The organism is Chryseobacterium sp. W4I1 (genome assembly GCF_030816115.1).
Lineage (GTDB): Bacteria > Bacteroidota > Bacteroidia > Flavobacteriales > Weeksellaceae > Chryseobacterium.
Genome location: NZ_JAUSXQ010000001.1, coordinates 3,187,917 through 3,213,792, shown reverse-complemented (window position 1 = coordinate 3,213,792; position 25,876 = coordinate 3,187,917). Strand labels below are relative to the sequence as shown.

At 35.7% G+C, this 25,876-nt stretch carries 23 protein-coding genes; 6 read left to right on the top strand and 17 right to left on the bottom strand.

What is annotated here, in order from left to right; all coding sequences use genetic code 11:
• Nucleotides 1-3: 3 nt before the first annotated feature.
• The 10 genes from QF044_RS15000 to QF044_RS14955 form a co-directional block, all read right to left on the bottom strand.
• On the bottom strand, nucleotides 4-939 hold the full coding sequence (locus QF044_RS15000; protein ID WP_307268911.1) for a hypothetical protein: 936 nt from the start codon (nucleotides 937-939) through the stop codon (nucleotides 4-6).
• 168 nt (nucleotides 940-1,107) lie between these two features.
• Nucleotides 1,108-2,031 carry a hypothetical protein gene (locus tag QF044_RS14995; protein ID WP_307268908.1) on the bottom strand — a complete coding sequence of 308 codons (924 nt, stop codon included), beginning with the start codon at nucleotides 2,029-2,031 and terminating at the stop codon, nucleotides 1,108-1,110.
• A 222-nt stretch (nucleotides 2,032-2,253) separates the two neighbouring features.
• Nucleotides 2,254-3,879 (bottom strand): chaperonin GroEL, encoded by a 1,626-nt coding sequence (gene groL, locus QF044_RS14990; RefSeq protein ID WP_307268907.1) that lies wholly within the window; start codon nucleotides 3,877-3,879, stop codon nucleotides 2,254-2,256.
• 90 nt (nucleotides 3,880-3,969) lie between these two features.
• Nucleotides 3,970-4,248, bottom strand: a complete 279-nt coding sequence (gene groES, locus QF044_RS14985; RefSeq protein ID WP_307268904.1) for a co-chaperone GroES — start codon at nucleotides 4,246-4,248, stop codon at nucleotides 3,970-3,972.
• 176 nt (nucleotides 4,249-4,424) lie between these two features.
• The gene (locus QF044_RS14980; protein WP_307268903.1) at nucleotides 4,425-4,559 is read right to left on the bottom strand and encodes a hypothetical protein; all 135 of its coding nucleotides are present in this window, start codon (nucleotides 4,557-4,559) and stop codon (nucleotides 4,425-4,427) included.
• Between the two features lie 229 nt (nucleotides 4,560-4,788).
• A complete protein-coding gene (locus QF044_RS14975) occupies nucleotides 4,789-5,907 on the bottom strand; it encodes a lactonase family protein (protein WP_307268901.1) in 1,119 nt (372 codons plus the stop codon).
• Between the two features lie 60 nt (nucleotides 5,908-5,967).
• A complete protein-coding gene (locus QF044_RS14970) occupies nucleotides 5,968-6,438 on the bottom strand; it encodes a hypothetical protein (RefSeq protein ID WP_307268899.1) in 471 nt (156 codons plus the stop codon).
• Nucleotides 6,439-6,621: 183 nt separating this feature from the next.
• The gene (locus QF044_RS14965; protein WP_307268895.1) at nucleotides 6,622-7,839 is read right to left on the bottom strand and encodes a cation:dicarboxylate symporter family transporter; all 1,218 of its coding nucleotides are present in this window, start codon (nucleotides 7,837-7,839) and stop codon (nucleotides 6,622-6,624) included.
• A gap of 90 nt (nucleotides 7,840-7,929) precedes the next feature.
• A complete protein-coding gene (locus QF044_RS14960) occupies nucleotides 7,930-9,216 on the bottom strand; it encodes a CitMHS family transporter (RefSeq protein WP_307268892.1) in 1,287 nt (428 codons plus the stop codon).
• An 18-nt stretch (nucleotides 9,217-9,234) separates the two neighbouring features.
• On the bottom strand, nucleotides 9,235-9,930 hold the full coding sequence (locus QF044_RS14955; protein ID WP_307268889.1) for a DUF2490 domain-containing protein: 696 nt from the start codon (nucleotides 9,928-9,930) through the stop codon (nucleotides 9,235-9,237).
• 151 nt (nucleotides 9,931-10,081) lie between these two features.
• On the opposite strand from QF044_RS14955, the gene QF044_RS14950 reads away from it, so the two are divergent.
• Together QF044_RS14950 and QF044_RS14945 are read left to right on the top strand one after the other, a co-directional pair.
• Nucleotides 10,082-11,185, top strand: coding sequence for a sensor histidine kinase (locus QF044_RS14950; RefSeq protein WP_307268887.1), 1,104 nt, complete (start codon nucleotides 10,082-10,084; stop codon nucleotides 11,183-11,185).
• On the top strand, nucleotides 11,185-11,886 hold the full coding sequence (locus tag QF044_RS14945) for a LytTR family DNA-binding domain-containing protein (protein ID WP_307268884.1): 702 nt from the start codon (nucleotides 11,185-11,187) through the stop codon (nucleotides 11,884-11,886). Before QF044_RS14950 ends, QF044_RS14945 begins: the two co-directional genes overlap by 1 nt.
• Nucleotides 11,887-11,936: 50 nt before the next feature.
• Here the strand turns inward: QF044_RS14945 and QF044_RS14940 are convergent, their stop codons facing one another.
• The 3 genes from QF044_RS14940 to QF044_RS14930 all read right to left on the bottom strand — a co-directional run bounded on the left by QF044_RS14940 (nucleotide 11,937) and on the right by QF044_RS14930 (nucleotide 15,884).
• On the bottom strand, nucleotides 11,937-12,827 hold the full coding sequence (locus QF044_RS14940) for a hypothetical protein (protein WP_307268882.1): 891 nt from the start codon (nucleotides 12,825-12,827) through the stop codon (nucleotides 11,937-11,939).
• A gap of 20 nt (nucleotides 12,828-12,847) precedes the next feature.
• Nucleotides 12,848-15,238 (bottom strand): M1 family metallopeptidase, encoded by a 2,391-nt coding sequence (locus tag QF044_RS14935; RefSeq protein ID WP_307268879.1) that lies wholly within the window; start codon nucleotides 15,236-15,238, stop codon nucleotides 12,848-12,850.
• A gap of 67 nt (nucleotides 15,239-15,305) precedes the next feature.
• Nucleotides 15,306-15,884 (bottom strand): HupE/UreJ family protein, encoded by a 579-nt coding sequence (locus tag QF044_RS14930; RefSeq protein ID WP_307272044.1) that lies wholly within the window; start codon nucleotides 15,882-15,884, stop codon nucleotides 15,306-15,308.
• 69 nt (nucleotides 15,885-15,953) lie between these two features.
• Here QF044_RS14930 and QF044_RS14925 point away from each other — a divergent pair, with 69 nt between their 5' ends.
• A complete protein-coding gene (locus QF044_RS14925) occupies nucleotides 15,954-16,454 on the top strand; it encodes a DUF6702 family protein (RefSeq protein WP_307268876.1) in 501 nt (166 codons plus the stop codon).
• A gap of 542 nt (nucleotides 16,455-16,996) precedes the next feature.
• Here the strand turns inward: QF044_RS14925 and QF044_RS14920 are convergent.
• The 3 genes from QF044_RS14920 to radA all read right to left on the bottom strand — a co-directional run bounded on the left by QF044_RS14920 (nucleotide 16,997) and on the right by radA (nucleotide 20,142).
• Nucleotides 16,997-17,593 (bottom strand): ACP phosphodiesterase, encoded by a 597-nt coding sequence (locus QF044_RS14920; protein WP_307268874.1) that lies wholly within the window; start codon nucleotides 17,591-17,593, stop codon nucleotides 16,997-16,999.
• 93 nt (nucleotides 17,594-17,686) lie between these two features.
• On the bottom strand, nucleotides 17,687-18,778 hold the full coding sequence (locus QF044_RS14915) for a helix-turn-helix domain-containing protein (protein WP_307268869.1): 1,092 nt from the start codon (nucleotides 18,776-18,778) through the stop codon (nucleotides 17,687-17,689).
• Between the two features lie 11 nt (nucleotides 18,779-18,789).
• Nucleotides 18,790-20,142 (bottom strand): DNA repair protein RadA, encoded by a 1,353-nt coding sequence (gene radA, locus QF044_RS14910; RefSeq protein WP_307268867.1) that lies wholly within the window; start codon nucleotides 20,140-20,142, stop codon nucleotides 18,790-18,792.
• 148 nt (nucleotides 20,143-20,290) lie between these two features.
• Here radA and QF044_RS14905 point away from each other — a divergent pair, with 148 nt between their 5' ends.
• The 3 genes from QF044_RS14905 (at nucleotide 20,291) to yidC (ending at nucleotide 24,693) form a co-directional block, all read left to right on the top strand.
• On the top strand, nucleotides 20,291-20,860 hold the full coding sequence (locus QF044_RS14905; protein ID WP_307268864.1) for a YceI family protein: 570 nt from the start codon (nucleotides 20,291-20,293) through the stop codon (nucleotides 20,858-20,860).
• 250 nt (nucleotides 20,861-21,110) lie between these two features.
• Entirely contained in the window at nucleotides 21,111-22,718 is a 1,608-nt protein-coding gene (locus QF044_RS14900) for a CTP synthase (protein ID WP_307268861.1), read from the top strand.
• A gap of 178 nt (nucleotides 22,719-22,896) precedes the next feature.
• Entirely contained in the window at nucleotides 22,897-24,693 is a 1,797-nt protein-coding gene (gene yidC / locus QF044_RS14895; protein WP_307268859.1) for a membrane protein insertase YidC, read from the top strand.
• A 426-nt stretch (nucleotides 24,694-25,119) separates the two neighbouring features.
• Here the strand turns inward: yidC and QF044_RS14890 are convergent, their stop codons facing one another.
• Nucleotides 25,120-25,704: a ribonuclease HII gene (locus tag QF044_RS14890; RefSeq protein WP_307268856.1), complete on the bottom strand. Its 585-nt coding sequence runs from the start codon at nucleotides 25,702-25,704 to the stop codon at nucleotides 25,120-25,122.
• Nucleotides 25,705-25,876 lie beyond the last annotated feature (172 nt).

Below are 25,876 nucleotides of genomic sequence, written 5' to 3'. Positions count from 1 at the left end.
GTATTAATATCCAAGATACTTTCCAATGGAATCTGCAAGCAATCCACCTGCTGCACCAATAGTTATTTCCCAACTACTGTTCAACGCCTTACCTAACATCTTTTGTATCCATTCATTAGTTTTACTTCCAAATTTTTTATTCTCTACATCGTGATCATCTGAATCAATGAAGTTAAATAAGTCGTGAATATCATTTTGATCAACTCCATTCTCTGTTAGGACTTTAGATAAATCTGTTTTACTATTTTTTTGAATAATAATTTTGGCTTTTACATTGCTGTTATCTCCTGCATTTAGGATTGCACCATCACCACTATTATTTATAATTGTTTGTTTCATAATTTTTGTTATTTCTTGGTTATTTTTACTTAAATCTTTTATTTCGGTTAGATTACCATATTGTTTGTCAATCTCAAGCATGAAATCAAGAAGTCTATTTCTTACTTGAGAAATTATTTCATTAATATTTCCTGTTGCAATTATTTTTCTTGCATTAATGATATTAAGAAAATATCCGTTTTCTGTATCAATTGACTTCCAATTAGCTTCTAAATAACCGACAATTTCAGCTGGAAATGGGTACATTAGGCTTTGTGAATTTGATGTGTTTATTAAGTGTTCCAAAGTTGAAATTCCTTGTCTGAAAGTTGTTTGTACAATATCTAAACCGAATTTTTCTTTCATTCCCATTGTTGGAATAGGTTGATTAGAATATTGCATATTTCCTACTATGTAATCACCTTTTATATGACTAACAATATTTTTCCTATAAATTGGAAGGCTTTCATCAGTTGGATATCCATTAAGTTCTGAGTTAACCCATTCTAGTAAAGCATTATTCTCAATTCGAGATGCTAAAACTTTAGTTTTTAGGAGTGTTGTATTTATTGGTTTTGTATCATCAATTAAGCTATTGATTATATCACTTATAAGTTCCATTTGTAAGGTTGGATGTTTTTAAATATTGCAGATAACGTTTCGGAGCTTTGCGATGGATGGGCCCCTGCTCCCGCACGAATCCTTTCGTGTGGTTTTAATATTATAACATTTTAATATATAATCTAAAAGCCAAAGTCACGAAAGGATTCGTGCGGGAGCTAAGAACCTTTATTCTTTTCCAGAAATTAATTTTAGACCCTCAAATTCGGAAAGTATCTTCTTGTTTTCAATTAGATTGCTGTCTGTAACAATTGATTTAGGAAGAACTTTCATGCCGATTAAGTCATCTGTTCTAGTTTTAATAATGTGTGTATATTCCAGTCCTTCTTTTTCTGTAAGCACTCCCTCTTCAACTTTTTTGTTAATTTCAGTTCTTATCGATAAGCTGTCTAAAAGTGCTTTATTCTTTTTTTCAGCCTTATAATATTTAAAATTAACTATAAAGTCCCATATTTCCTTGAATATTAGGAATAAAGATTTTGCTGTTTCAATTCCCGTTTTTATCCCTAAATTTGTATCACTTCCACTATCTAATAAAATTATTTCAGTTTTTTCATCTGATTCGTCATAAACTTTTTCAAGAGTATTTATCAAATCATCCAAAGCCGAAAATATTTTTATATATTTTTCTGGTTCTAAACCTTCTGATTCAATTAGTATTTGGAATAGAATAACACCATTTTCAATTTTGTCTTCAAAATTTTCTTGTAAGATATTATTATTCAGTAATACATTTTTTGAGAGATTCCAAGTATTAACCAGTGTTTTATGAAACAGATAAAATACAACAGAACTATTATTCAATAATATTTTTGTTGCATCTTTTGAAAGAAATATGGAGGATAGAGCGGAAAGGTTTTGTTCAGCGTAAATATTTATTGAATTAATATTTTCAAGTATTTCTCTAAGGCTTTCAAAAGTTATTAATTGATCATAATTACTTTTAGATTTAAAAAGTAAAGGATTTAATATATTGTAATTGTACGGTGATGAAGGAATTCGAAATCCTTCATCAAATGCGTCAACAATTTCTTGTGATTGTAATTTTTCTACTAAAATCTCTAAATTTTTTACAAAATCAATTTTTTGCATATAGTTGTTTTAAGCTTTCATATAACATTCAAATTTACGCATTGCTCTAATATAAAATATATACAATTGCGCGAATGTTGTTTGGAATTTAGCTATCTATTTGTTAATCATTAAATATAAAATATAAATATACTATTTCCTTACGGAAAACCATAATTTAAACAAAAACCGCTCCACAAAAGCAGAACGGTTAGTATATTAATTTGCCTCGGTCGCTGACCGTTACATCATTCCTGGCATTCCACCTCCCATTGGCATAGCAGGTTCAGCGCTCTTAATTTCAGTGATTACACACTCTGTAGTAAGAAGCATTCCTGAAACAGAAGCTGCATTTTCAAGGGCAACTCTTGTTACTTTCGTAGGGTCAATGATTCCTGCTTCAAGCATGTTTACATACTCGTCAGTTTTAGCATTGTATCCGAAATCTCCTGTACCTTCTGCTACTTTAGCAACGATTACAGAACCTTCACCACCTGCGTTAGCAACAATTTGTCTTAATGGCTCCTCGATCGCTCTTTTTACGATTCTGATACCAGTAGTTTCATCAGAGTTGATTCCTGTAAGGTTTTCCAACGCTGAGATTGCTCTTACTAAAGCAACACCACCTCCGGCAACAATACCTTCTTCAACAGCTGCTCTTGTAGCGTGAAGTGCATCATCTACTCTGTCTTTTTTCTCCTTCATTTCAACTTCAGAAGCTGCACCTACGTAAAGTACGGCAACACCACCAGCTAATTTGGCCAATCTCTCCTGTAATTTTTCTTTATCATAATCAGAAGTAGATGTTTCCATCTGAGCTTTGATCTGAGCTACTCTTCCTTTGATTTTAGCTTCGTCACCACCACCGTTTACGATTGTCGTGTTATCTTTATCAATCGTTACTTTCTCAGCAGTTCCAAGCATATCCAGAGAGATGTTCTCCATTGTGAATCCTTGCTCTTCAGAAATAACCTGTCCACCTGTTAAGATCGCGATATCTTCCAACATTGCTTTTCTTCTGTCTCCGAATCCCGGAGCTTTAACCGCAGCAATTTTAAGAGAACCTCTTAGTTTGTTTACTACTAAAGTTGCTAAAGCTTCACCTTCCACTTCTTCAGAGATAATTAAAAGAGATTTTCCGCTTTGTGCGATAGGCTCAAGAACCGGAAGCAATTCTTTCATAGAAGAGATTTTTTTCTCTACTAAAAGGATGTAAGGGTTTTCTACTTCAGCTACCATTTTTTCAGGGTTCGTCACGAAGTAAGGAGACTGGTATCCTCTGTCGAACTGCATACCTTCTACAACATCTACGGTTGTATCGATACCTTTAGCTTCTTCTACAGTGATTACCCCTTCTTTACCTACTTTTCCGAAAGCTTCAGCGATCAAAGATCCGATGGTTTCGTCGTTGTTAGCAGAAACGGAAGCTACCTGCTTCACCATTTCTTTAGAATCTCCAACTTCTTTAGACTGAGCTTTAAGGCTTGCAACAACAGCAGTTACTGCTTTGTCGATTCCTCTTTTTAAGTCCATTGGGTTAGCACCTGCAGCCACGTTCTTAAGACCTTCTCTTACGATAGCCTGTGCCAATACAGTAGCGGTAGTAGTACCGTCTCCTGCGATATCATTGGTTTTGGAAGCCACTTCTTTTACCATCTGCGCTCCCATATTTTCTACTCTGTCTTCAAGTTCGATTTCTTTTGCTACAGAAACACCGTCCTTCGTTACGTGAGGCGCACCGAAAGATTTCTCAATCACTACGTTTCTACCTTTTGGTCCTAACGTTACTTTTACTGCATTAGCTAATGCATCAACCCCTCTTTTTAAAGCGTCTCTAGATTCAATATCGAATTTTATTTCTTTTGCCATAATTTTTTGTATTAATGTACTTTATACAATGTATTAATGAAATTATATTCATGAAGTCATTTTACATGAATACATTTTACTTTTTACAGATTAACCAATAATTCCTAATAAATCAGCTTCTTTTACAATTAAGTAATCTTTCCCTTCCAATTTCAATTCAGAACCTGAATATTTCCCATAAAGAACTTTGTCACCTACCTGAACAGTTGTAGGCTCATCCTTTTTACCTGGACCTACTGCTACTACAGTACCTTCCTGCGGCTTTTCTTTCGCAGTGTCCGGAATAATAATACCTGAAGCTGTTTTAGTTTCGGCAGCGATGGGCTCAATAAGAACTCTGTCTGCTAATGGTTTAAAGTTTACTGACATAATATATTTTATTTTTTAATTAATTCTCCATTATAATTCTCCAAATGTATGCCATGAGATGGGGATGGTTGAAATGGCAGAATTTTGTTTTCGAGTGTGAAAATTTGGCAGAAAAATGTAAAAAAATAAAGCCGGAAACTTCCGGCTTTTGTATTTAACTCTAATAATTCTGTTGATTAAGGGCAGTGCTGTCCCGGCCCGATCCATAATGTACATTTTCCGTTATCGTCGCGTTCGCAACAAACAAGTCCGGCTGCACCTCCCATAATGGATTTTTGTGCATCTCTGTTTAATAATTTTGCATTTTTCATAAGTAATAATTTGTTTGGTTTGTCATTCAAAGATATAAAATTTTGAAATACATAATACACTATATGTAGATTTATTATTACTGTTTGTATTTTGAAAACCAATGTATTAGTTTTTGGATTGTATAAGAGGTTTATAATTCATACAAGTCATTTAAAAGAAAAATACTGCTGCAGTAAACATGATAAATTTTTTATTTGATTGTTTCGAAATTATTCATTCTTTCTGTCTTTAATACCTTCTGATTTTCACACTTGAAGCTCCTGGAAATTTTATCTTTTTACCCACTTTTTTCAATAATCCTGTTTCGGGGTTCCTTTTAAATACAAACACATTTCCGGTTGCTGCGTTTGTGACAATTAAAAATTTCCCGGATTCATCAATATCAAATACCCTTAACTGCTTGCCGAATGTAGGCTGGTATCCTACATTTTTTAATGTTCCATCTTCCTGAATAGAAAAAATAGCGATATTATTTTCTTCACCGCGGTTGGAGGCATACAGAAAACGGCCATCCGGAGAAATATGAATATCAGAACTTTCAAAATCTTTATATTGGTCTGTATGTGTACTGATTCTCTGAATGCTTTCCAAAGTTGAGTGTTCATATCTGTAAGCATTAATGAATCCTCCCATTTCCTCGATAGAATAGGCGAATTTTCCATTCGGATGGAATGTGAAATGCCTTGGCCCGCTTCCTAAAGTAGTTTTTATATACGGCTGTTTTGCCGGCTGAAGAGGTTCGCTTTTATCACTTTCAAATTGATAGACTCTGATCTTATCCGCGCCTAAATCTGTAAAGAAGACCTGGTCATAATTGGGCGAAAATACCGAAGCATGAACATGTGAACGATCTTGCCTGTCTTTGTTGATGCTCCCTTCCGAAAATTGGAAATTTTGTACATATGGATGTATTGTTCCGTCTTCAGATAAGGGATATACAGAGAAACTGCCTTCTGTGTAATTGGCATTAACCAGCCATTTACCATTTTTATGCACTGTTACATATACCGGGTTTTCACCGCCACTTTTCTGGCTATTGATAAAAGTGAGTTTTCCATCTTTAGGATCGAATGCAAAGCTGCTGACACTTCCTGCATTTTTTGTTTTACTTTCTGTACAGACAAAAAGATTTCTTCCATTTGGGGATAAAGTCAGGAATGACGGATTAAGGATTCCTTTTACAGAGGTAATTTTGGATAACTTTCCTTTGACTGTATCCAGCTTGTAGACATAAATTCCCTCGGTTGTTTTATCACGGTTAAAAGAACCAAAAAAAACAAAAGTGTTTTGCGAATATAAATTGATGCAGGTAAAAATGGCAATGATGAGGAAGAGTTGATTTTTCAATTTTCTTTAAAGTTTTATTTTACTAATAGATAGTTTGGAAGGCTGTTTAATAATGTTAAACTAAGTTCTTTCAGTATTGATTTTAAGTTTAATCTGTTCCACAGAAAAATCATAGTTCCCATTTAGTTTTTTGTTGATGCCTGTCATTTTTTCTTCAAGTTCAAGATAAAAACCAAGAGGCTGGCTTCCCTTTGGAATGGCGTTGACCAGGTGTATATTTCCCAGTAGATATTCTTGATTTGTGAAGTCGGTAGTTTCCAGAAAAATCTGACAATACAAAAAGTTTCCGTCTAAATCAGGATTTGATACAGCAAGAAACGGATCAGCCATGTGGATCAGAATATTTTCTTTCCAGTTTCTTATTTCGGAAACCAGTTTTTTACAGTCTGTTGCAGAGAAATGATCAAGGTGAGAAATGATGATGGGATCATGTCCGTGATACCAGGAATCGCTCTCAGTATCCGATACATTGTCTTCGATATATTGGTATAAAGCTTTAATTTTATCCTCTGTATCAGGTATTATGTACATGTTTTTTGGTATTTTACTGCTTTTTTATTGGATCATTACGGAATACCAATTTACGTATTAAGTTGTAATGATAAAGGTTCGTATGCTAATATAATTTGAAATTTAATCAAATTACTGTAAGTCAAAATATTACAATACAATAGGTGCGAAAATCACAGTTGTCAAAGAATATTGCAAAAATAATTAATGAAGTTCGTGATTTTTTGAAGATTGATTGATTTTTGAGATCACCGCTCCGGAAATGGCGATGCTGATAAAATTGGTGACAGATCTCGCCTCGTTCATAAAACGGTCTACACTGTAAAGCAGGGCAATATCCGTCAAAGGAATTTTGCCAAACCTGTTCAATGTAAAAATAAGGGCAAGAAATCCTGACCCGGGAACTCCGGATGCCGTTTTTGAAGTTACGGAAATGATAAGAAAAAGCCACAGATAATCACTGACAGATAATGAAATATTGTAAAACTGAATGAGAAAACAGCAAGTAACGGAAATATAAATACAGGCTCCGGAAAGATTAAAATTATAGCCCAGAGGAATGACAAATCCTGAAATTTTCCTGCTGTAGCCCTCAGATTCCATCTTTTCAAAGATCAGCGGAAAGGCTGTTTTGGAAGATGAGGTGGTAATAACCAGAATAATTTCTTCCTTTAGATCAAGTAAAAATTTCCATAAACGGATTTTGAATATATAAGCAACAATTCCCAATACCCCGAAGATAAAAACAATGTCTGCCAGGTAAACCGTTGCTACCACTTTACTGAGCGGCAGAAGGGTATTGATGCCATAAACAGAAATTCCATAAGCGATATTACAGAAAATAATAATGGGAAGGATAAGGTATAGATATTTGATCACGGTATAAAAGATCTTCAGTCCCCGGTTTAAGATGTTCAGGAATTTTTCTCTTGCTCCTGAAAGATTCATAAAAATTCCGGCTACCATGGAAACAATAAGAAAGATCCCGTGTCTGTTCAGATAAAGGGAACCGGAAAGGCTTTCTTCATTGATCTCAAATGTTTTGGGCAGGGATCTGCTGATTCTGGACGCGTCAATTCCCGTATCAGCTCCAGGTTTTACGGCAAAACCGAAAATAAATCCCAGAATAATAGCCATAGAACTGATGATCAGAAAATACAGAATGGTTTTCCAAACAATGCTGCTTGCATTCCTGATTCCGGACAGCTGACAGATCCCATACATGATCGCCATAAAGATAATGGGTAAGATGATCATTTCCAGAACCATAAAAAAATACCGGCTTACCATTCCCAGCTGAATACTTGCTTCAGGTGCATAATGCCCCGTAAGTACTCCACCGAGAATGGCAGCAAATACATATAAGGTGAGGTTTTTTAAATACCTGCCTGTGAATGTTTTCTTTGTTTCAAAAAGGTTCATCTGAAAAATATATGCTGTCCGTACAAATCATAACAGAATACGAATATGTATTTATACACCGGAAATATAACAATAATTATCGAATACGGATTATATGACTCCAAGGATCAAAGCTGCGATAAGCATGACAATAGAAGATCCCAATGCCCACTTTAAAGTATATTTCAGGTGATCAGAAAATTCTACACCGGCCAGTGATACCAATAAATAAGTAGATGGAACCAGCGGACTCAGAAGATGTGATCCCTGTCCGATAAGGCTTGCCCTGCCCAATATTTCCGGTGAAATTCCAAGCTGATGCCCGGTGGCTACAATAATGGGCAATATTCCAAAATAATACGCATCATTGGAAAGGAAAAACGTAAGTGGAATACTGAATGCTGCAGTTACAATATTCAGATAGCCACCCCAGCTTTTTGGAACAATGTCGATCATGCTGTTTCCCATTGCCTGCATAATACCTGAGCCATTCAGAATTCCTGTAAAAATTCCTGCCCCGAAGATCATCCCTGCAACAGATAAAGCATTTCCTGCGTGTTTGGAAATAATTTTCTGCTGGTCTTTTAATTTGGGATAATTAATAATGGATGCGATGCAGAAAGCGATCATAAAGGCAATTCCTAAAGGAACAATATCCAGGATCATTACAACCAAAAGTGCAATGGTAAGGGCAAGATTAACCCATATAAGTTTGGGACGTCTGAGTGTAATGTCTACCTCACCTATAATATCATTGCTGTTATAATTGGTAAATTTTCCATGCTTGGCAATTCTTATTTTTTCTCTTCTTCCTAAAATGTAGGCAACGAATATCACCCATACAATTCCAATAGCCATAATCGGGATCATAGGGACAAAAATTTCTGTATGCCCTAATTTCAGAGAACTCATTACCCTTGCCGTTGGCCCTCCCCAGGGAAGAATATTCATGATCTGCCCCGCCAGCATGATGATACAGGTAAGGATTAAAGGATTTATACCCTGTTTTTTGTAGAGAGGTAGCATGGCAGCCACTACGATTAAATAGGTAGACGACCCGTCGCCATCCAGTGAAACCAAAGTAGTAAGAATAGCTGTCCCTATCGTTGTTTTGATCGGGTTGTCCCCAACAGCTTTTAAAATTATATTCACTAAAGGCTCAAAAAGCCCCGTATCGATCATTAAACTGAAATAAAGGATGGCAAAGATCAGCATAACACCGGTCAGTGCTATTTCTTTGACTCCATTTTTCATCATGTCTCCCAGTTCAGGACCAAAGCCTGCAAAAAGGGCTACGGTTACAGGAACAACGACCAAAGCAGTAAGCGGAGTCATTTTTTTATTCATGATCAGTACCATGAAAATCAGGATCATGACGAATCCAAGGAATGTAAGCATAGATGATTTATTTTATAGTTATTTATTTTTGTTTTTCTTTCTCCAGTCGAAGCTGTTTCTGTAGCCGATGTAGCCATAATTGCTTGTAGATCCGGTTTCCAGCTGGTTGATAAATGCTACTTCGATCGCAGCGTTTTTCCCAACTTTAATCCCCAGGCCTGCCGTTAAACGGTTGCTGTCAAAAGGATCTTCCTTCACCACATTCATCCTTAATTCATTCTTCAGAATGCCGTATAATTTTTCTTTTTCTCCTGCTCTGTTAAAAGGAATTCTTAAAGAGATAAGATAACGGAGCCTGACGATAAAGTCGTTTGGATTACTGATGAACCGTTCTTCTACCCGGAACCGATGCGAAACTGACGTCCTACCAATATTACCTCCCAGAGTTACCTGCTGGAAAGGTCTTTTTTCATAGCGTTCTTTTTTTGAGTTGTCAGATTTATAAGAATCCAGAATCAGAAACATGAATCCGGCTGCAGGCTTTACTTCATTGACTACTTCATAATCTACATAGGCGGAAACCAGAAAAAGTCTCGTATCATAAGCCAGATCGAAAGAACGATACTGTGAAAGGGCGGTAAGGGTACTTTTGTCTGTCAGTTTTGCAGACATCAGATACTGAAACCACATATTGTAACTGTCACGGCTTTGTGCTTTTGCCTGACCGATGATTACCAGCAGTAAAATACTGATTAATTTGAATTTAATTTTCATGTAATATTGAGTTAATATCCTGATGTCTCAAATATATTTATAAGAACCAGCCGCAGATTTATTTTTCAATCAATGGCAGTTTTTATCAGTGAACTGCAGGATGGGCTGAAAAAGATGGTATATTTGGAAGATTGAAAATTGGACTTTTTAGATGTTTTTAATTGTAAATATTGTATTTATATTATTGGTTTTCAGGGTTTTGTTTAATGCGAAAGTTTTGAAAAAGCTAATGGAATATCATTGGGGATTTTTGTTGAGGTTTCAGCATATTTTTTTCCTTTTGGTCTTTATTCTGATTACTTTTTTTACTGAAAACTACTTTTTGGATGTTCCGGAGCTCATCTGGAGTGTTTTATCTGTCATTATTTTTAATGTCGGAATTTATAGTTTGGTCTATTTTTATCTTGTTCCCGAATTTTATCTTTCCAATAAATACCCGGAGTTCATTCTCTTTGCACTGATCACTTTTCTGGTCTCCAGTCTTTTCAGAATACTATTGGAACCTGCAGTTTTCAGTATGAATTTTAATGAGGATCTTTCCAATACCAAATTTCTGTACAATGTTTATACAGCGCAGGGAATCGTGATTCTCGTGGCTTCATTTCTCGGAATTACAAAGGATAAATTTCTGATCGAGCAGGATTTTAAAGATCTGGGGGAAGAAAAGGACCAGCTGTATCTGGATCTTTTGAAATCTAAAATGAATCCTCATTTTTTGCTGAATACCCTTAATAATATTTACTCCAAAAGCTTCCAGCCATCAGAAAATACTTCAGAATCCATATTACAGCTTAGCAAACTGCTTCAGTACGTGATCTATGATACCGGTAAGGAGAAGATCAGCATGGCCCAGGAATTTTCATCAATTAGATCTCTGGCAGGACTATACCAGTTGAAATATAATAATGTACTGAATATCACTTTCGACATTCAGGATGAAGAAACTCTGGAGTTAATAGATATTCCGCCTTCTGTGCTTCTTACATTATTTGAAAACGCATTAAAACATTCTGCAGTAGGAATAGAGGCGGAAAGTTATATTCATATGAACTACAGAATAGAGAACCAGGAAGTTTTGTTTGAGATCCTAAATTCTGTCTCGAAGAAGAAAAATCTTCTAGGAAACAGGAATGACAGCGGTCTTGGAAATGAAGCAGTGATTAATATTCTAGAGAAAAACTATACGGGAAAATATACTTTTATATCTGAACCTGCAGACAACAAATATCTGACTATTTTAAAAATTAAATTGTAATGGCTAACCTGACAATCGTAAGTGTAGATGATGAATATCCGGCGCTCCAGCTTATCCAAAAATATTGCGGGCAAATGGAAGGTGTGGATCTGTTGAAGGTTTTTCAGAATCCGGAGGAGGCATTGGAATATCTTAAAGAGAATAGGGTAGATCTGGTAATTCTGGATATCAATATGCCTTACATCAACGGAATTGAGCTTTTGCATCAGCTTCCTTACAAACCGTTGTGCATCTTTCTTACGCTGGAAACCCAATATGCTGTCAAAGCTTTTGAACTGGATGTTGTTCATTACCTTGTAAAGCCTGTAGATTATGAGACTTTTAAAAAAGCAATCCATAAAGCAAAGGATTTTTTACAGTTTAAAAATTCCACAGAACTTCAGAAGAAGGAAGACTTTATCATGTTTAAATCCAATTATGTAATGCACAAGGTTCTTCTTGATGATGTACAGTGGGTTCAGGGTTTTGGGGAATATATTATTTTGGTCACTCCTTTGAAAAAATACATGATCCTGGAGCGGATGTCCAACTTTGAAGAGAAATTTCAAAATCTTGGGTTTATCAGAATTCATAAATCATATATCGTTCTGTCTTCACACATCAGTTCATATGATACTGCTTATGTATATCTTAAAAATGGTGATAAACTTCCACTTGGAAGAACCTATAAAACTTTCGTAAAAGCATATATGAACCCATAAAAAAAAACTGCCGGTAAGCAGTTTTCTATATTTAAAATTTCAATTCAAACTTATTGACATGATTGCTCATAATCATCCAACAGTTTTTTATACATTTTGGTGTATAATTCTGTCTTGAATTTCATATTGATTCTTGCTGCCTCGGCTCCTTTTTTTCCTTTTATTAAAGCTTTTCTTTCTGCATCTGATTCCTTCTTGTTTTCTTTAAAAGTTTTGTTGGAAAAATAATCATTTTGCCTGGCCTCATCTACTTTTTTTAGAAACTCAGGACAGTTGGCTCCTACAATTTCGTAAGCTTTGTAGAACTTTTTATACAATGCTTTCATATTGAATAATGCCAAAGGACTCAGTGAGCTGTAATCTACCGGAGCAACAGCAAAGGTTTCGTTGGGTTTACTCAAATAGATCATCACATATGTAAGCTGGCAGTTGTCTTCATTTCCATTAAATCCTGAAGAAAAATTATTTCCAAAATTCGCTTTACACATCATACTTCTGTAGCCGTAAAGATTAATTGGTCCTTTCTCCATCAAGGGAAGCATCAGCACTTTTCCCTCTGATTCCATTTCCATGTCATTATTTATTTCCTTTACCATACGCTTATCCATCTGAAAGGTTTCCTGAGTATCTTCGTTGATATAAATAAGGCTTTTAACATCTGAAACGTGAATTAACTGTACTTCGGTATCGCTTTTTGACGATTTAAATTTCACTTCCTTTCTGTCTAAATTGGCATTCTTTTCCGAGCTTTTACCAAAGACCTGGAAAGTGGCCACATCCGGAAGCATAAAATCCTGGGCAAATCCTTTTTTTGTACTGCCATCTTCCATCAGGATCTCAATGGGTATAAAATCTCTTTTTCCTGTATAAAATTGTAAAGACTGGGCAAAGAAATGAGGGGCTGTTATTACAAACAGCATTAAAATGATTAGTTTTTTCATGGTTAGTTTATAGGGATATTTTAACTTTTCTTTCCGGCGGCCTGCATTGGATTTACCTTTCCGTTGGCTCCTCCTCTTACCGGACCGGCTCCCTGCTTCTGCTTAAACAACTGGAACTTTGAAACCTGAGAATCTGTACCGTTACTGTTCCATAAATTATTGGAAGTATCAATGTCAGCCGTTTCTCTCATTGGATCAAGCTGAATAGATTTAATTTTTTTGTCAAAATAATAAGTCTTTGAAACCTTCTGCTCATTCTGTCTCCAGATCTGGGCAGATGATTTGTCATACAGTTTGGATCCGTCTTCAAATGTGAATTCAAGAATGATCGGCATCACCAATCCGCCCTTGTTTACAAAATCGATCTGGTAGCCTGTAAGATTTTTGAATTTTTCTTTATCCTTGGCATCAAGCGGGAGGCCAGCCTCTGATTTTGAAGTATATTCTTTGTCAGCATCCACTTTCTCCTGACCTCTGTCATACCGGTAATAGAAATCCTGAAGTTCTTTATCCTTATCTACATAGAACGTGATATTCTTGTCCTCTTTATTTCTGATCTTAGAAATATCTTCAAATGAATTCTGAAGCGCTTTTTCTACTTTATATTTAGTTTCAGTTGCCTCCTTCGGAACTGTATTAAGGTCTGGAGTCGCAACAGTTACTTTGTCTATTGCAATATCCACAGGATCTGTTCCGTAGAACCATCCTCTCCAGAACCAGTCAAGATCTTCGCCACTGGCATCTTCCATGGTACGGAAGAAATCTGCAGGTTCAGGATGTTTGAATGCCCATCTTTTCGCATAGGTTTTATAAGCTTTGTCAAACAACTCTCTTCCCATAATCGTTTCGCGAAGAATATTCAATCCTGTAGCTGGTTTTGAGTAAGCATTCGGGCCAAACTGGATAATATTTTCAGAATTACTCATGATAGGTTCCAGCTGGTCTTTTGGCAGCTTCATATAATCAGTAATCGTCCATGCCGGACCTCTTTTTGAAGGGAATTTATTATCCCATTTTTCTTCTGTAAGATATTCAGTGAACGTATTTAATCCTTCGTCCATCCAGCTCCATTGTCTTTCGTCAGAATTGATGATCATTGGGAAAAAATTATGTCCAACCTCGTGAATCACAACGCCGATCATTCCGTTCTTTGTTCCTTCAGAATAGGTTCCGTCCTTTTCTGTTCTTCCGTAATTGAAACAGATCATTGGATATTCCATTCCATTGGCAGCTTCTACAGATTGTGCTACAGGATACGGATAGGGAATTGTAAATTCAGAATAGGTTTTGATGGTATGGGCAACTGCTTTTGTAGAGAATTTTCTATATAGAGCGTAAGCTTCTTTTGGATAGAAGCTCATGGCCATTACTTTATTATTGTTTTCAGGAATGGTGACATGCATACCATCCCAGACAAATTTTCTGGATGAGGTCCATGCGAAATCTCTTACATCATTTGCTTCAAAATTCCATGTTTTTCTCTGTTTTGAATGATTTTTCTCCGCTTTTTTCGCCTCGTCCAATGTTACGATCTCAATAGGTTCAGCAGCACTTTCGGCCTTTCTGTATCTGGCTAATTGATCAGACGTTAAAACCTGTTCATAATTTTTACATTCACCCGTTCCGCCAATAATATGATCCGCCGGTACATTCATGGAAACTTTAAAATTACCGAATACCAGTGCAAACTCGCCACGTCCTGTGAACTGGTGGTTCTGCCATCCGTGGAAATCACTGTAAACACACATTCTAGGATACCATTGGGTCATGGTATAAAGGTCATTGCCATCTTCAGCGAAATTTTCATAACCGCCACGGCCACCCATTTTTATTCTGTTTGGTATATTATAATTCCAGTCTACTTTGAAGACCAGCTTTTCACCTTTCTTTAAAACCTTCGGCAGATCAATACGCATCATGGTCTTGTTCACCGTATATTTCAGAGGGTTTCCGGAAGCATCGGTTACTTTTTCAAGATTAACGCCATAGCCGTTATCTTTTTCAGGAAGAACAGTCACTTTCAGCTGTTGATCATTAATAGAAGCCGGAAGGGTAGAGGAGAAATCAAACCCTGCGTTTTTTACAGAAGACTGTTCATTTTCATCCAATTGAAGCCAGATATAATCCAGATCATCTGGAGAATTATTATAATAGGTAATGGTTTCAGAACCTTTCAGATTTCTTTTATCTTCGTCCAGATATGCTGTAATATCATAATCAGCCCTGTTTTGCCAATATCCCTGGCCCGGAGCTCCGGAAGCCGTTCTGTAAATATTGGGAGTCGGGAGAATAGTTCCCAGCTGCTCGAATCTGTTACCGTGGTTGCTTCCCGGATTATTCTGGATATTCTGTGCAGTAAAGCCTGTATAGGCAAATACAGAAAATGAAAATAGGACTGCTTTTAATTTCATTACCGAATTGATTTAATAGTTATCAAAGATAATAATAAGTAGCTGAAAAATTAAAAATGTTTCAACGTTAAAACGGAATTCTTTCCAAAGCCATTTTTAAGGATAAAGCAAATACTCCGGAAGAAACAAACAGGACCCAGTCTTTTTTATTCACTTTAAAGACCTTGAGCAGAACAAACAAGAGCATAAGAATAGCCAGAACAATGACGATCTGTCCTAATTCCAGTCCTATATTAAATCCAATCAAGGGAATGGCAATGCTCTGGCTTTTGGCAATCATAACCCTTGCTGTATTAGCAAAGCCCATCCCGTGAATAAGTCCAAAGATCAGAGCAAGATAATAATTAGCCCGCATCAGGGTCTGTTTTTTATTTTTCATTAAAATATTATCCAGCGAGGTCAGAACAATCGTTATTGGGATTAAAAATTCTACCCATGCGGAAGGAACCCTGAAAACATCAAGGATGCTCAGCGCCAAAGTAATGGAATGCCCGATGGTGAAAGCAGTCACAAGGATCAGGATCTTTTTCCAGTCGCTATAAGAATATACTGCGATCAGAGCCAGAACGAACAGCTGATGATCTAATGCATCCAGAGAAATAATATGTTCCCAGCCAAGGTTTAAATAGAATAGAAAATCCTGCATCATAACGTAAAAATATAATGCGTACGAAAATAATGATTAATTTCGAACAAATTTTAAATGACAGAACTTATGAAGAATTTATGGCTGTTTCTGCTTCCGGTATTTCTTTTATTCTCTTTCACAAAAGCGAAACACCCTTACCATGTGGGTTCTGTAGAAATTAATTATAATGCTAAGTCCAGATCTTTTGAGGTCACTGGAAGATTTTTTCTGGATGACCTGGAAAATGGGCTGGGCAAAAAATACGGTGGCTCTTTTCATTTTAATGATGAAAAATATAAGGCTAAACTTAATGAAGCTTTGGAAAAGTACTGCTCAGAATATTTTAAATTAAAGGCTGACGGAAAATTTTTAAAGATAAATTATGTTGGATATGAAGAAGACAATGAATCCGTGAATATATTTCTAGAATCTGAAACGGTGACATCTCCAAAAAAAATAGAAGCTGCCGTAAGCTTTCTCTATAATTTATTTGATGATCAGATCAATATTGTTCATTTGATTAAAAATGGACAGAGAAAAAGTGAAAAGCTTACCTATTCCAACCGATACCTCTATCACCAATTTTAGCTTCTTCCTCCTTGTTTTCCTCAGATCTTCATTGTATTTTTTAATGAAATATTAAATCACTAAATAATGATTAATATTTCAGTATTGTTTATGTTTTATTTTTATTTTCTGTGATAACTCGTCAGAAGATATATGATTTTATTATTAATTTTTTATAAATAAATATTAATTTGTTAATTAACGTATATAATATTTGTTTTTTATTTAAAAATAATTACATTTGTGTATAAATCACTGAGGGCTTTAGCTTTTCATTGCTGATGAAAAATTTTCATAAAAATGAACTAAATTTTAAAAATATTTAAGCTGAATGGCTATTATAAGTTTAAAATTGAATTTATATCCCTTGTTGAACTTGTACATGTATAAAAACTTATACTGTTTGAGTAGGGATTAGTATAAATAGATTTACAAAAATTAAGGTTAGTCAAAATAGTTTAATATAAATATCCTTAGTACAGATAGAAATTCCCATCTATTCTCATTAAGGTAGCTGATTCTAATAACACAAATACGTAAAACACTTACAGAGGTAGGTGTTTTTATTCATTATCTATTTGCAGCAGTGCATTGATTCCCTGTACATGGGCAAGCATATCAGGAAAAAAATTGTTGTAACATTCCTGAAGGATAGTTTTGTTTGCCAGGAATGCTTCAAAGACAGGGATGTCAGGACTCAGATATTTGGCTTTATTCAGAACATTCCGGATACTGAATTTAATCCCCCAATCTTCACGATAATTATAAAGCCAGTCGTCTTCCTCCATTTTGACCAGCATTTTTTTGAAATTCTCAGGGAGCCATTTTTCATGTTCGTTCAAAACCCTGTACACCCGAAGAGAATGCTCTTTCCAGCCAGCCAGGGAATGAAGGCTAAGATCATTTGCTACGAAATAATCCATAGAAACATCTACAAAAGCTCCTGCATACAGTCTTACCAAAGGAGCAAACACTTTTTTTGCTTCATGAATAGCGGGATGGGAATCTGTAAATGTATCCACTGCCCTGTGCATCGTAATTCCGTCCTGAATATCCTTCGGAAAAGAATAACGGTCTCTGTTTGGAATAAAATCTTCAAGGAACTGTCCTACGATCTGTCCATCCGAAAAACTGAGGTAGGAATGGGCTAAATAATTCATAAACGAATATAGAAATTTTTACACAAAAAAGGAAGCCGTAAAGTTATCCACCCCGGATATCATGATTTGCTTCTGATTTTAGAAAGAGATACTTTATATACCGGATTGCTTTCTTCTGAATTCGGAAGGAGTTTCGTTGATCATCTTTTTGAATATGGTATTGAATGCTGTTTTAGAATTGAAACCTGATTCAAAAGCGATGCCCAGAATAGAGAATTTTTTATAAGAATCGCTGGTCAGCAGTTCTTTGGCATGCTGTACCCGGTATTTATTAACAAAATGGAAGAAGTTTTCATTGAATCCATTGTTTAGTAAATAAGAAAGCTGATGAGGATTGATATTGATGAGATCTGAAAGCTTAAGTAAGTTCAATTCACCGTTCAGATAAGGTTTTTCCGTAAGCATAACTGTCAGCAGCTTCGACTTTAAAGCTTCAAATTCCTGGTCGGGAATTAATTTTTTCTTTTCAGTTTTTTCTTCATCTTCAAGCTCAACGGCCAGTAACTGTTCCCTTTCTTTTTCATTGACAGGATAAATTTCTTTCTGTCTCAACACCTGAAACGAAGTGCTGTAAATAATAAATAAAAACAGTACAACCATCACCAGATTCTGATTAAACCTATGAACAAACATATTGAAGAGGTCATAGCAAACGGTGATCACAATAATGCCGAACAGCAGTGAACTTAGCGTTACCAGCCATTGCAGATTGATTGTTTCTGTGTACGAAGAAATATTTTCAATCCTTTTCTGGTATTTTTTTATTCTGAAATAAATAATGGCAATGTAGGGGAGATTGTGTGAAACGGCTAGAAAATCAGCAATTCCAAGCTCAGAATTTAATATTAAAATTAGATGAATCAACGGAACGATAAGACAAACCAGATCTTTCTTCTTAAACTGATAATTGGGATTAATGAAGAAAACAGTGCTCAAAAACAGAAATATCGGTGTAAAGATTTGAATAAAAAAAATAAAGGAAACTAAAACAGGACTTGGAGAAAAGCTACAAAGTCTGAGAATATCCAATGCCCAGTAGCTGGACCACAAGAAAAGAAACAGGCTGAAAAAAAAGTTCGCTTTTTTGTTAACTTTCATAGGATTAAGCAATATCGTAAAAGATATGATCAGCAATCCGCCGTAAAGCAATACAAGCACAAAATTTTCAAAATTTTTAATCAGCATTTGTCTGTTTTTTATGGAAAGATCCTTTCGTGGAAATCCTCAATTTTACTTACTTCCTCGATTTTGATTCCAAATTTTCTTTTCGGAATTTTATTGAGGTTTGAAACAAATATTTTTTCATACCCTAATTTCTCGGCTTCCGTGATTCTCTGCTCCACCTGGGCAATAGGCCGGATCTCTCCGCTTAAACCTATCTCTCCGGCAAAACAAAAATGTTCGGAAATAGCAATGTCTTCATTGGAAGACAGAATAGAAGCTACCACGGCAAGATCCAATGCAGGATCATCAGTTTTAATGCCACCTGTAATATTTAAAAAGACGTCTTTTGCTCCAAGCTGGAAGCCTGCACGTTTTTCCAGAACAGCCAGAAGCATATTGAGTCTTTTCGCATCAAAACCAGTGGAACTTCTTTGCGGAGTACCATAAACAGCGGTACTCACCAAAGCCTGTATCTCCAGTAGCATCGGCCGGTTTCCTTCCAGGGTTACTGCCACAGAATTTCCGGATAGTTCTTCAAATTTTTTAGTAATAAGAATTTCAGAAGGATTTCTGATCTCTTTCAGACCCTGGGAAACCATTTCATAAATTCCGATCTCTGAAGTAGATCCGAAACGGTTTTTATTGGCTCTGAGCAGCCTGAAAAGGTGATTTCTGTCCCCGTCAAAATTTAAAACCACATCTACCATATGCTCCAAAACCTTTGGTCCGGCGATTTGACCATCCTTCGTAATATGACCCACTAAGAAAACGGGAGTATTATTCTCTTTCGCATATTTAATGATCTCGTTGGAGCATTCTCTGATCTGGGAAACCGTTCCCGGTGAACTTTCAATAAGTTGCGACTGAAGAGTCTGGATAGAATCAATGATCATGAAATCAGGCTCCAGCTTTTTAGCTTCATGGAGAATTTTTTCCAGTGAAGTTTCGGTAAAAAGAAAACAGTTCGGGTTTTGGACATCCGTTAGTCTGTCCGCTCTCATCTTAATCTGCGAAGCACTTTCCTCTCCTGAAACATAGAAGATTTTTTTCTTCATTTTTAAGGCCAGCTGAAGCAGAAGAGTGGATTTTCCTATTCCTGGCTCACCGCCAATTAGCGTCACAGAGCCTAAAACAATACCACCTCCCAACACACGGTTCAATTCTTCTGAAGGTGTTTTTATTCTCGGTTCTTCGCTGGTCTCCACTTCAATAATGTTGATCACATGCTGCTTTGTTTTTGAAAAAGGGGGCGTTTTGGATGAGGTTTTCTCTACCACTTCCTCCACAAGAGTGTTCCATTCCCCACAATTTTTACATTGCCCCATCCATTGGGAATATTGGGTTCCGCAGTTTTGACAGAAATATGCTGTTTTCAGTTTTGCCATACTGCGAAGTTAAAAAAAATGAATGTCGTTTCAGAATTTTAATTAATTTTCAGCAATTAAAAATCTTCCACTTAAATGATTAAAAACTATCATACATCAAGATCAAAGTAACCAATATATTACCTTTACTCAACTAAAATAAGTTATAATGAAAAAAGCATTTTTATCTTTCGTTTTTGCGCTGGTAAGCGTTCTGGGTTTTGCTCAAACCAATTGGAATGTAGATCCTATGCATTCTTCTGTAAATTTTAATATCAAACATATGGGAATCAGCTTTGTACAGGGCCGTTTTGATAAGTTTGACGGAAAGGTGACCACTGAAGGAGCTAATCTGGATAATGCCACTTTTGTCTTTAATGTAGATGTTAACTCTATCAATACCGGAACTGAAATGAGAGATAAGCATCTTAAAAGTGCAGACTTTTTCGATATTGAGAAATATCCGGGGATGACTTTCCACAGTACGTCTATCACGAAGGATAAAAATAATACCTACATCCTGAAAGGTGCTTTGAAAATTAAGGAAACTATAAAAGATATCAGCATTCCCGTAACGTTTGGAGGTGTGACTAAAAACCAGCAGGGTAAAGAAGTAATGGGCTTCCAGACGAAATTTACGGTTAACCGTTTAGATTACGGAATCAAATACGATCCTACAGGTGCCGGAGTAGCTAAAGATGTGGAAGTAAGTTTGTATTTTGAATTGGTAAAGCAATAATTTATATAAAATCTGTTTTAGAGAAAGGTTTTCCAAGTAATTGGGAAACCTTTTTGTTTAGAAAATGAGTATTTATTTTAATGTAATACCAAAATCATTAAGGTTATAGCTTTTTGCCATTTGTTCACATTGAATATAGATAAATTTTTTAATCAAGATTCTTAATAGATTGGAGAGCATTTTCTATTTTCAGAATTTAAAAAATTGCTTTGTATCTCTTTTTCCCATAACTTTGCACAAACCTAATCTAATGAGTAAAAAGAATACAAAGTACATCTTTGTGACAGGAGGTGTAACTTCATCTTTGGGAAAAGGAATCGTGTCTGCTTCTCTGGGGCTTTTGTTAAAATCACGCGGTTTTAACGTAACGATCCAAAAACTGGATCCTTATATCAACATTGACCCGGGCACACTGAATCCATATGAACACGGAGAATGCTATGTAACCGAAGATGGCGCAGAAACAGATCTGGATTTAGGCCACTACGAGCGTTATCTTGATGCTCCTACTTCCCAAAACAACAATGTTACTACAGGGAAAATCTACCAAACTGTTATTGAAAAAGAAAGAAAAGGAGATTTCTTAGGAAAAACCGTTCAGGTAATTCCACATATCACCAACGAAATTAAGCGTAGAATCAAAATGCTTTCCAAGCAGAACTACGATATCATTATTACTGAAATCGGAGGAACGGTAGGAGATATTGAATCTCTTCCGTACATCGAAACAGTACGTCAACTGAAATGGGAACTTGGTGAAAAAAATTCTATGGTTATTCACCTTACGTTATTGCCTTATCTGGCTTCCAGCGGTGAATTGAAAACAAAACCATCACAGCATTCCGTTCGTCAATTGATGGAAAGCGGAATTATGGCTGATGTCCTGGTTTGCAGAACAGAACATACAATTCCAAAAGATCAGAGAGCAAAACTTGCTCAGTTCTGTAATGTTTCTTTAGATAACGTGATTGAATGTAAAGATCTGGAAACGATCTACGAAGTTCCAATGTATCTTCAGAAACAAAATTTCGATGATGTAGTTTTAAAAGAACTGGATCTGAAAAATGATAAGGAAGCTGATCTTAAAGATTGGAAAACTTTCCTTAAAAAATTCAAAAATCCAAAAAGAACGGTAGAAATTGCTTTAGTAGGAAAATATATTTCTCTGCAGGATTCTTATATTTCTATTGCTGAAGCTTTCAAACATGCTGGGGCAAGTCTTGAAACTGAAGTGAAAGTAAGATGGGTATACAGCGGAGATATCACTGCTGAAAATATCAAAGAAACTTTAGATGGGGTAGATGGAATCCTTATTGCTCCGGGGTTTGGTGATAGAGGTATTGAAGGAAAGGTACTTACTGCTCAGTTTGCAAGAGAAAATAAGGTGCCTATGTTGGGAATCTGTTTGGGAATGCAGATTATGACGGTAGAATTTGCTAGAAATGTTCTTGGACATGCAAAAGCGAATTCCATGGAATTTGATACAGCAACCCCTGATCCTGTGATCTCCTTAATGGAAGAGCAGAAAAATATTGTAGATAAAGGAGGAACTATGCGTCTGGGAGCTTGGAAATGTTCCCTGAAAAACGGTTCCAGATTAAACGAGATTTACGGAGCCAAAAATATTACAGAAAGACACCGTCACCGTTATGAATTTAACAGTGATTATCTTCAGGAATTTGAAAAGAACGGCTTCCTTGCAACAGGAACCAATCCGGAAACAGGTCTGGTAGAAGCCCTTGAGCTTCCTGGCCACCCATTTTATGTGGGAGTGCAGTATCACCCGGAATACAAAAGTACCGTAGCAACGCCGCATCCTCTGTTCAGAGCTTTTATCAAGGCTTGCGAAAAGAAATAAGGTAATAATATATTATAAACGTCTTATCCTAAACTCAGGCTGATTATTCTCAGCTTGAGTTTATTATATAGTAACATAGTAATGCATAGAGTTTTGATAAAAAAAGAGTATTTTTGTCAGCTCAAAAAGCAGCATTTAATAATGCTTGATTAAATTTAAAATTTTAATATAAAATAAAATGCAAGAAAACAAGGGAATCGATAAAAGTCAGATGATCAGTTTTGCGGTTTTATGTTTGGTTCTTTTCGGATTTATGTTCTATTTTCAGAACAAGCAGTCGAAAGAAGAGCAGGTAAAAGCTCAGGAGCAGAAAACCGAGCAGGTAAAAAATGCTGTAAAACAGACTCAGGCAAGCAATATCAATCCAAACGTAACTCCTAGTGCAATTCAGACAGCCAGTCTGACAAACAAAGAACTGAATGTGGAGTTCTCAAGTTTAGGAGGACAGGTTTCTAAAGTTCAGCTTTCGGAATATAAAGCATATGATCATAAAACCGATAAGGCAGATCTTCCGCTTTATCTGATCGATAAAAAAAATTCAAACTACGGCTTTCAGTTTAAAGATAAGACAGGAAAAGTAATTAATACCAGAGACTTAGTTTTTACACCAGCTGTTAATGGAAACGCTGTAACGATGACAGCAGACTATAACGGGGCTGTTATCCAGTTTATTTATACACTGCTTCCAAAATATACTCTTGATTTTAAGGTTAGAACGAAAGGACTTGCCGCTATCACTTCAGATAATAAAGCAGACTTTATCTGGGATTATAGTGTAAGGAACCTAGAAAAGGGTAGAGCTCAGGAGCAGACTCACTCAGAATTCTCTTATGCTTTCAATAATTATAAAGATTATGATTATGATGGAAGAACCACAATGGAGGAGGAGAAAGAAACTCTTAACTGGATTGGTGTAAAGCAGCAGTTTTTCTCTTCTGTAATTGAAGCTAAAAACGGTTTTACGCACAGTAAAGGGAATCAGGAAACTATTGAAGAAGGAGAATATCTGAAGAAGCTTAATTATGAAGGTTTCGTTCAGATGACGGGCAGTGAACTTAACCAAGACTTTACCTGGTATTTTATGCCGCTTGATTTACCTCTGTTAAAATCTTATGATAAAAACTTTGACGAAATTTTACCATTAGGATGGTCTTTCATTGGATGGATGAACCGTTATTTCTTTATGTGGTTATATAGTGTTATTGCTAGTTGGGGACTTTCAGCAGGTTGGGTAATTTTCTTAATGACTATCATTGTAAAACTGATTCTATCACCAATTATGTATAAGCAGCATAAGCTGAGTGCGATGATGAAAGTTATTCGTCCTGAGATTGATGAGGCTAATGCTAAATTCAAAGATGCTGATCCTATGAAAAAGCAGCAGGCTACAATGGAGATCTACCGAAAGGCGGGTGTAAATCAAATGGCAGGATGTCTTCCAGCATTAGTACAAATTCCAATTTTCTATGCTCTGTTCCGTTTCTTCCCGAACTTTATAGACCTTAGAGGACAAGGATTCTGGTTTGCAAAAGATCTGACAGCTTATGATGATCTGATCAAGCTTCCTTTTAAAATTCCTTTCTTAGGAGATCATTTAAGTGTATTTGCATTGGCCTGTACCATCGTGATCCTGATCTATACGGTAATGACTTCAGGAAATATGCAGCAGCCTCAGCAGGAAGGAATGCCAAACATGAAAGTGTTGATGTATATCTTCCCGATTACATTCCTATTCTTCCTGAATACATCAGCATCTGGTCTTTCATGGTATTATTTTGTATCCAATGCGATTAATATTTTGATTATCCTTGTTATTAAATACGTCATACTGGATGAAAAGAAAATTCATGCTCAGATACAGGCGAATAAAGAAAAACCGAAATCTGAAGGTAAGTTTCAAAAGAAGATGAGAGAAATGATGGAGAAAGCCCAGGATCAACAAAAGATTCAGGAGCAGCAGAAAAAAAAGAAATAAAAAATCATCGATAAAAAAAGAGAAGCAAATTTTGCTTCTCTTTTTTTATTTGGTTTTAATTACAAGGTTTTGGAACGGGTTGATTCATGTCTGGACATGGTGTATCACAAGGACAAATTTGTCCACCAATAATCTGCTTTAGTTGACTTTTGCTAATTAATTTAGCATTTGTAAGTTTTGTAATGTTTTTCATAATTTAATATTAAGATTGTTTTAATGTTGTAATTCAAATATAAATAAAATATCCATTCCAAGAATTTTATTTTATCAAACATTTTTTCTATATCTCAATTTCTTCTTGAACTTCATTTATTAAAGGAGGGAAGTGTAGGACAATAAAAAAGAAAACATTTATAATAAAAATAGAGAAGCAAATCTTGCTTCTCTAATTTATTGTATTAAAATCTAAAGATAATACTGATTAAATTAGTCATATTTAAGTCTAAATGACTGTCTATGATGTTTTGTTGGACCATATTTTATTAAAGCCTGTTGATGGGCTTTAGTTGCATATCCGAAATTGGTGTTCCAGTTGTATTCGGGATGTTCTTCGTGTAGTTCGATCATTAGTTTATCTCTGTAATTTTTTGCCAGAATTGAAGCGGCTGCTATAGATAGAACCTTTGAATCTCCTTTAATGATACATTGGTGGGGAATATAATTATAAGGATGGAATTTATTTCCGTCTACCAAAATCAATTCAGGTATTATTGTTAATTGGTCCAGAGCACGATGCATAGCATAAATACTTGCGTTAAGGATATTGTGCTCATCAATAAATGATGGAGGCAGCTCTGCAATGGCGTAGTTTTTTACATTGTCTTTGATGTAGCCGTCCAGCTCCATTCGTGTTTTAAATGTCAATTTCTTGGAGTCATTTACTAAATTCTGTTTAAAAGAATCATCCAATATAACTGCAGCTGCAACCACAGGTCCACTCAGGCATCCTCTTCCTACTTCATCACATCCAGCTTCGATGTAAAGGTCTGTCCACTTTTGTAATAAATCCATGAGATTTTTTATATTTCATAAATGATTTGCAAAATTACTGAAATTATATTTTGATTGTAAATTTAGCCTTGAAATTAGTGAAGATTTTAATATATCTATAGTAACGAATGTATTTTAATTGCTGGACAAAGCTTCTTCTAATATAGCCCAGGTGTATCAACAATTTAATATA